Genomic DNA, 8,207 nt, shown 5'->3' with positions numbered 1-8,207 from the left:
CAACCCGCACATCCCTTGGCTTTATGACTTCAAACTCGACTTTCGATTCAAATGAAGAGATGAAAATGTAAAATAAACTGTTTCAATAAAATCTCTGCGCAGGCAGGAATCCAGGGTCTGGACGACCGCGTACAGTCGCCGGATGACAGCCGCATAGGAAGATCGGATGATGGCGTGGCAGTTGCGGGACGAGAGCTGCATGGGAAGACCGGCCGAATGAATTCGGCCCTACCAGATGAGGGTTCGCGAGGAAAGAACCAGACGTGAAAGGTCGGCATCCTAGGGACAAAGCTTCACGCTCTCACATCGGTTCACCACCGGAAGCTTGATCGAGTTAATCATGCGAACATGAAATATCACACCCATAAAGACACTTTCGCTCATTCCAGCGGAAGCACCAATGTGACCGTGGTCCCTTCGCCGACTTTACTCTTGATACTCATGCTCCCTTTGTGAGCATCCATTATCTTCCTGCACAGGGAGAGTCCCAGGCCGGTCCCCCGCGTTTTTGTCGTAAAGAACGGTTTGAAGATATCACGTATATGTTTCTCTTCAATGCCATGCCCGGTATCCGCAACTGAAATCTCCAGGAATTTTCCGTCGGCCCGGTCCAGTGATCTGGAGTGAATACTCACAGTCCCTCCATGCGGCATCGCATCAGCAGCATTCGATATGATGTTTACCAGAACCTGTGAGAACTTGACGACGTCCACACATATTTCCTCGTCGTCTCGCTGCAGGTCAACATTGGTGGTTATGTTCTTGAGTTCATTCGAAACCAGTTTCACGGTCGCCTCAACAACGTTTTTAACTGTTGTGTGGGAGAACTTCAGCTTGAGCGGTTTGGAGTATTCCAGGATCTCCGAAATCGTGATCTCGAGCATCTTGGCTCCATATTCGATTTCCGAAAGAAGATCCTGCCGCTCTGTGCCATCGCGCGCTTCCCGCAAGGTGTCCACCCCAGTCCGGATAATCTGGATAGGGTTCCTGATCTCGTGGGCCACGGTCGAGACCATCTGCCCGACGGCCGCCAGATGCTCAGCCTGCAGCAGTTCGGATGTTTTCTGCTTGACCGTTTCCTCCAGCTTCTGTGAAAGATCCCTGAAACGCGCCTCCGACTCGCGCAAAGCTTCATCGGCCCGTTTTCGTTCGAGCGCCTCCACGAAAGTAATTGATAAAGCCTCGACGTCCTGTTGATGCTCAACAGTGTATCCACCGGCCCTGTTCGCAAGGCTAATCATCCCGATCGTCTTGCCGTCGCGCTTGAGCGGAACCGCCATAAAGGAAGTTATCGCGGGATGCCCTTCCGGGACGCCCACCCGATCGGGATGATTCGCAGGATCGTTGACTATCAGAGATTGATTGTCGACAAGAGCCTTTCCCCAGTAACAGCGCATCTTCAGGCCTCGTATCATTGGTGTTTTGTTCGAATCCGGCATCTTGCACTCTGCCCAACCAAGATCACTCATGACAATGGTATGGAACGTGCCTTCGCGGTTTATCTCCCCGATGAAGCCGAACGCACTTTCGGTAAGCTTTTCGGCCACTTCGAGACAGACCCGGGCAACATCCTCCTCGGTTTCGCTGCGGAGAGTTTCCTGCAATATCCTGTTGATCCCATCAAGCACGGCGCTCTGCCGCGCGATCTTTTCTTCAGCCTCTTTGCGCGCAGTGATATCGCGGAAGTATACGGTCAAGCCTTCCTCACTCGGATACGCATGACACTCTATCCACTTGTTTATTGGATCAGGGTAAAATTCCACGAAGTGCGCGGGCTGTCCGGTCTCGACCGAACGGTTATATTCTCCGTAGAACTTTCTTTCCCGGGCGTACGGGAAAAGATCCCAGACATATCCGCCAATGAGGCCCTCACGGCGCATACCGAGCATCTTTGCGCCGGTCTCGCTAAAGTAGGTGACGTTCCAGGTGCGGTCGAGAACCATCAGGCCGTCGGTGATGCTGTCGATAGTGACCTGAAGCTTTTTATGCGCTTCCTGCAGCGCCGCCTCCGCCCGCTTGCGTTCGGTGATATTTTTGAAGAGGACGGCCACCTTCCGCTCTTCGGGGCGCCCGACGCGGAAAGCATACAGGTCGAACCACCGATTATCAAGATGCTTCGCCTCGTTTGTAAAACGTTCTGGTTTTCCCGTTAAAGCGATACGCCCGTAAGTTTCGAACCAATGCTCCTCCAGGCGCGGCTCCAACTCCCGCATCCGCTTCCCCACCGCATTGTGCAGTCCGTTGTGTTTCTCAAAGGCCGGGTTCGCCTCCAGGAAGCGCCAGTCTGTAGGTTTACCGCTCGCGTCAAAGATCATCTCGATAATGCAGAATCCCTCGTCGATCGATTCGAACAAAGTCCGATAGCGGCTCTCGCTCTGCCGCAAAGCTTCTTCGGCCCGCTTTCGCTCGGTGATCTCTTCGACCACCACATTGATACCGAAGACTCTTTCGGAAGCATCTTTTAGCGGGAGCCACTGCTCCTTCCAATATCGTTGCACTCCGGGCTGAGACCGTGTTGTCCCACTGAACTGAATATCGAGGATGGGCATGCCCGTTCGAAAAATCTCCTCGGCTATTCGTTCTGCAAGCGGCGCAAGATCGGGCACAATCTCGCGGGGTGTTTTGCCGATATGCTCAGAGGGTGGGATCCCATTGATTTCCGCCAGCCGCTCATTCACCCGGACATATCGAAGCTCGCGGTCGAAGAAGCACAGGCCTACCGGCGCCGAATTGTAGATGGATTCTATTTCCGTCAATCCATGCCGGAGCAGTTCTTCCCCCTTTTTGCGTTCGCTGATGTCGCGGCAGATCGTGGAGAGGTATTGGATCTCGCCCGCAGGTCCCTTGTGTGCGAGGATTAACTGCGAAACCGGAATCTCGACGCCATCATGGGTCAAAACAGCGGTCTCTCCCAGCCACATCCCCTCACGTATCGCTGTTGGGATGGCAACTTCCGTCAAAATCTTGTTCGCCCACCCGGGGTGTCCGTCCGCTATAGAGCAACCGACGAAGTCTATATCAAGTGGAATTCCGACCGCCAGACGCCCGGCTCGGTTCATGTATTTCACCTTGCCATCCGGGGTGGCATACGAAATCATATCGGGCGTCCGTTCCAGGATCAACAACAACTTTCGAATCGATTCCGCAGGCTCCTCTTCAGTCTCTTCGATTCCGTGAGGAAGGGTTGCTTTCGCCGCCGCCGTGAATTCCTTTATCATCTCTTCGAGGCGCACACGCGCACGCTCTTCTTCTTCCAGACGGTCGCGCAGGGTTTTTACTTCCTCAAGAAGTTCGACCCTCGTTTTATTCGACTGGGCCACGATGAGAGATCCTCCAAAACAAAGTATGGAATATCAGACACTTTTCATGACAGAAACGATACTTGCGATTTCGGGAGGAGAGGGCTGCCTGACTAACAGAGTTCTCCTAGATTAGTATATCATAATGCAACTATTTTTTCACGTCTGGTTGTGACGCAAGGAGCCCGCTACCCTTGTCCTCGCCGAGCGCGATGATAATCGCGCAATGGAAATTGCGCAGGAAGACCGGCCGATTAAATTCGGCCCCTACCGGACAAGGATCGTCGACTTTGCTCCCGATGTTCATGCTCCCTAAAACCGCCGCAATAACTCCGAAGATGAAGTCTGCAAACTCTCTGCTGCACACCGTTTGACGGAAAACATAAACGTCGTCGCTGGCCCCTCTCTTCTTGTTTTATTCTGATTCCGGGAAAAAGGGAGGAAAGCGATGGCCGAATACTGATTGCCTAACTACCTTGATGAGATCGGGCGGGTGATCGAGGAGAACCCGCGCAGACCGCAGCGGCCGGAGGGGATGAGCTGCTGCGCTGCACGGCCGGAAGCCATGGCCGCGCGGCAAACCATCACAGGCGCTTTCTCAACGTCCGCAATCAGCTCGGAGCGATAGCAACCCGCCCTCAACCAAACAGGAGCAGAAATTCCCTTGTCCACAGGGACATCCACAGGCATATCCACATGTTGCCGACATCTGGCACAAACCGATCCCTTCTGGAGCACGCTCATCCTCATCCCGCAGTCCTTGCGAAAGCATTTCAAACAATCGACGACAAAGATGCGCCTTGCGCCGCCGGAAAGGCGGGGTGTTCTGTGTGAGAGATGCGGCTCGGCCACCACCTACATGAGCAGCTTCGGCGGGCGCTCCCGGTACAAGTGCGACTCGTGCAGGCGCCAGACGGAGATCAGGCAAAACGCGTCAGCGCGGTGAAGCCTTCTCACCTAACCATTCCGCGACAGTGAGAGTGGAGAATCAGAAATGAAAGTCAGAAATAGATCGTTCTGGCACCTGTCATTTCCCCTTGAAGACCGGCTTGCGCTTTTCCATGAAGGCCTGGAAGGCCTCCGTGAGGTCCTCGCACGGCAGAACCGCAACGTTTTTCTGGACGACATAGTCGAGGCCGGCACGGACGCCGTTGTCGCGGCTGTACATCATCACGTCTTTCGCGCCCTGCACCGCGAGCGGGGAGTTTTCGGCTATCTCCCCGGCGATCTCGCCGGCCTTCCTGTACAAATCCTCCCTGTTTTCGCACAGGTGCGTGATGAATCCCATCTTCAGCGCTTCCTCGGCGGAGAAGTCCCTGCCCGTGAGGGCCAGCTCGCGGGCCCAGCCGTGCCCGACGATGTACGGCAGGCGCTGGAGCGTTCCCAGGTCGGCGATGATGGCGATTCTCGTTTCGCGGATCGAGAAGACGGCATCCCTGCTGGCCAGCCTGATGTCGCACGCGCTGAGCAGATCGACGCCCATTCCGATGCAGTGGCTGTGTGCGGCCGCAATGACGGGTTTTCGGCATCGCTCGATCACATTCATGCTCTCCTGCAGGTGAAGCAGGTGCTTGCGCGCCCTTTCGCGGGAATCGGCGCCCGGCGTGGGCTCGAACAGACTGCCGGCCTCCATGAGGTCCAATCCAGCGGTAAAGCTTTTGCCCTCGCCCTTGATGACGACGACGCGCACGTCGGGGTCGTCATCGAGCCGCGGGAACACATCGATGAATGCGTTGAACATATCCATCGTGAAGGTGTTGCGTTTTTCGGGCCGATTCATCGTGACCCAGGCGACGTATCCATCTTTTTCGATCTTTAAAGCTCCATTTCCGGTCATCTGTTCCTCCTGTCACGGGACTGGTACGCATGCAGTTACTTCGCATCTCCAACACTGTTGGTATTCTCACGGCGCTGCCGCAACAAGATGCAGACGAAGTGCGCTGCGAAGGCTTGTCCCGCCAACTTGTGCGGAAGCGCGGTATGCCGCTGCGCCATGAGAAATGTGAAAATTGCCGGCGCCGCGTTGCAGTATAGGCGATCATCAGAGGTATTGTCAAAATAGACCGCCTGCTGAAATTTCCGCCTTTGCGCTTGCGTATAAGCGGGAATCCGGTTATATTTGCTAACGATTACTATTACCAACCGACCGGCCTCTGTGATAAGATGCGCTTGCGCTGGGCACAACTACCGCATCGTGTGCGGAACTATAATTAGCGTGAGGATTTCCGAATGAATTTCCCCGCCGTTTTGTTTCCCGTTCTGGGCGACCGGATGGTGATCGCGATAATCGGCATCGTACACGTCCTCGTCAGCCATGGAATGGCGGTGGGCGGCTCTCTTTTCATCGTTTTACTCGAATACAAATCCATCCGCGAAAAGAACCAGATGTTGAACGAAGCTGCGTACCACATGGCGCGCTGGTTTTTCATTTTGACAACGGCCGTGGGCGCCCTCACGGGAGTCGGCATCTGGTTCAGCACGCAGATTTTTTCGCCGGTCGGCATCGGCTCGCTTCTGCGCCTGTTCTTCTGGGTCTGGTTTATCGAGTGGGGCGTTTTTGTAGCGGAACTGTCGCTGGTATCGATATATTATCTGACGTGGCGCGTGATGAAGCCGGAAAAGCACCTGCGCGTCGGTGTGGCCTATATTCTCGTATCATTGATGACGCTGTTTGCGATCGTTGGAATATTAGGTTTCCAGATGACGCCGGGGAAATGGCTGGAGACGCGCTCGTTCTGGCCTGCTTTCTTCAACGTGACATATCTCCCGCAGTCATTCAGCCGGATGGCGCTGGCGGCGATGCTGGCATGCGCGTTCAACCTGCTCATTTTTTCGTTCATGCGACACAGATTCCGGGACATTCGCGGCGAGTTTCTGCGGTTTTGCGGGAGGTACCTGCTGTTCGTAACGCCGGTTTACCTCTTCGCCACGTTCGCCTACTATCAGGTGCTGCCCGAACGCGCGTCGCAATTCATGCCGGTGGCCCTGATGACGCTGCGCCTCACGCAATACGCTTCCTTCAGCCAGATATTTTTCCTTTTCGTGGCAGGGTTCCTCTTCCTGACCGGCCTGATTCTGTTCGCGACGCGGCGCAGCTATGGCGTCTTGTCGGTTGCCCCTTTCATCCTGCTGACCATTGGGACAGCCCAATTCGAACGCGTGCGCGAATTCTCGCGAAAACCATATGTCATTGAGGAGTACATGTACAGCAACGGCATCCGGAAGCGTGAGGCGCCGTATCTCTCGAGCACGGGGGTCTTGAAGTATTACACGTGGGCCCAAAAGCAAGCCGGTCCCAGAGGAGCGCCGGCGTCCAAAGGGCATGCGGTTTTTATAATCGAATGTTCCGTTTGCCACACCTATCGCGGAATGAACGGCATCTTCAATAAGGGCCCCATCATCGGCACTAAAGAAGCGGCCATTCAATTCCTTGACAATATGCAGTTCACGTACCCGTACATGCCTCCGTTCATCGGAACGCAGGACGAGAAGGAGGCGTTGGCCGAATTTTTGGCCGAAGGGATAGGCGGCGGATGACCAACATCCCGATAGAGATACCGTTGGATTTGCCCGGCGGGCCGACTTTTCTGCGCGTGCTGCTGGTACTGACCTTCATTCTGCACATATTTTTTGTCGGGCTGATGGTCGGCGGCACGTATTTCAGTGTCATCTATCGAATTCTTGGATTCAAAGATCAGTTCTCGCTGCGCTTCGCGAAGGAGATACTCGACACGGTCACCATAAACAAAAGCATGGCGGTTGTCATCGGAGTCGCTCCGCTGCTGGTGATCAGCCTGATCTTCACCATTTACTGGTACTCGGTCATCCAACTGACCTACCCCTATTTCCTTTCCATCGTGTGGCTGGTGATCCTCGCCTTCCTTCTCCTGTACGCGTACAAGTACACCTGGGACGATTTGAGCAAGAGGCGCCCGATCATTCACATCTGTATCGGCGCCGCCGCCGCAGGCATCTTCACATTTGTTCCGCTGATCTTTCTGGCCAACATCAACCTGATGCTGCTGCCGTTCCAATGGCACGAGTATACGGGATTCTTTCGGTCGCTGCTGCTGCCGAACGTACTACCGCGCTATCTGCATTTTTTCGTGGCCGATTTTGCGAACATCGGTTTCTTCACCGCCGCATATTTCTGGTACGTCGGGCGAAAGTCGGACGATCCCTTCTATCCCCGCGCGCGCAACCTCGGCCTGCGATGGGCTCTCATCGCGACGCTCCTGCAAGGGGTATTTGGTCCGTTGAATCTGTTTACGATGCCGCGCGGTTTTTATTCCACGTCCCTCCTGATCCTCGTGCTTGTGGGGATTGCTCTCGTGACCGTGGGCGCCGTCGCCGTGATTTCGGCAATTCAAGAATTCTCCGTTAAGAAAATGGCGATTGCGCTGGTTGCGATCGGCTCGGTCGCCGTTGTGATGAGCTTCATTCGGGACACGGTCCGCTTGAACCTGTTGCGCGGGCCGGATCAGATTGCGAAACAGAATACGGAGCTCTATTTCGCGTCGGTCGAGGAGTTCCTTGAGACATACACCCCGCCGGAAGAGGAAGGCGCAGCGGCCAGAGCGCCGAGCGGACAAGCTCTGTTTAATCGATTCTGCGCAAGCTGCCACTCGCAGGAACAGGTCACGGTAGGCCCGCCGCTGACCTACATGGTTGAGAAATATAAAGGGAACCCGGACGAAATGTCGCAATTCGTTCTGAACCCGGTGAAGGTGAACCCGGAACTGCCGCGAATGCCCAAATTGCCTGTTACGCAAGAGCAGACCGAAGCGATTACGGAGTATGTCCTGAATGAAGAGTGGAAACAGGGGCAAGAGACGGATGAATCCCAGCAGGCGCAACAGCCGGGACAGACGCCCCGCTAATTTGAACGTCATGAATGAGCACCGAGAT

Annotated in this window: 6 protein-coding genes; 2 read left to right on the top strand and 4 right to left on the bottom strand. The window is 55.0% G+C overall.

The window, feature by feature from the left end:
• Window positions 1-380: 380 nt before the first annotated feature.
• From C4520_09430 to C4520_09415, 4 genes are all read right to left on the bottom strand, one after another.
• Window positions 381-3,320 carry a PAS domain S-box protein gene (locus C4520_09430; protein ID RJP21732.1) on the bottom strand — a complete coding sequence of 980 codons (2,940 nt, stop codon included), beginning with the start codon at window positions 3,318-3,320 and terminating at the stop codon, window positions 381-383.
• Between the two features lie 450 nt (window positions 3,321-3,770).
• The gene (locus C4520_09425; protein ID RJP21731.1) at window positions 3,771-4,151 is read right to left on the bottom strand and encodes a hypothetical protein; all 381 of its coding nucleotides are present in this window, start codon (window positions 4,149-4,151) and stop codon (window positions 3,771-3,773) included.
• A 175-nt stretch (window positions 4,152-4,326) separates the two neighbouring features.
• Window positions 4,327-5,136 carry a crotonase/enoyl-CoA hydratase family protein gene (locus C4520_09420; protein RJP21730.1) on the bottom strand — a complete coding sequence of 270 codons (810 nt, stop codon included), beginning with the start codon at window positions 5,134-5,136 and terminating at the stop codon, window positions 4,327-4,329.
• A gap of 35 nt (window positions 5,137-5,171) precedes the next feature.
• The gene (locus C4520_09415) at window positions 5,172-5,441 is read right to left on the bottom strand and encodes a hypothetical protein (protein ID RJP21729.1); all 270 of its coding nucleotides are present in this window, start codon (window positions 5,439-5,441) and stop codon (window positions 5,172-5,174) included.
• 87 nt (window positions 5,442-5,528) lie between these two features.
• Between C4520_09415 and C4520_09410 the strand changes: the two genes are divergently transcribed.
• Together C4520_09410 and C4520_09405 are read left to right on the top strand one after the other, a co-directional pair.
• The gene (locus C4520_09410) at window positions 5,529-6,836 is read left to right on the top strand and encodes a cytochrome c (protein ID RJP21728.1); all 1,308 of its coding nucleotides are present in this window, start codon (window positions 5,529-5,531) and stop codon (window positions 6,834-6,836) included.
• Complete coding sequence (locus tag C4520_09405) at window positions 6,833-8,179, top strand: hypothetical protein (GenBank protein RJP21727.1); 1,347 nt, start codon at window positions 6,833-6,835, stop codon at window positions 8,177-8,179. The genes C4520_09410 and C4520_09405 overlap by 4 nt, the downstream gene beginning before the upstream one ends.
• Window positions 8,180-8,207: the final 28 nt, after the last annotated feature.

This window comes from Candidatus Abyssobacteria bacterium SURF_5 (assembly GCA_003598085.1).
In the GTDB taxonomy this organism is placed as follows: Bacteria; Abyssobacteria; SURF-5; order SURF-5; family SURF-5; genus SURF-5.
The sequence above is the reverse complement of the archived record's forward strand: the minus strand, read 5'-3'. Positions and strand labels throughout refer to the sequence as shown.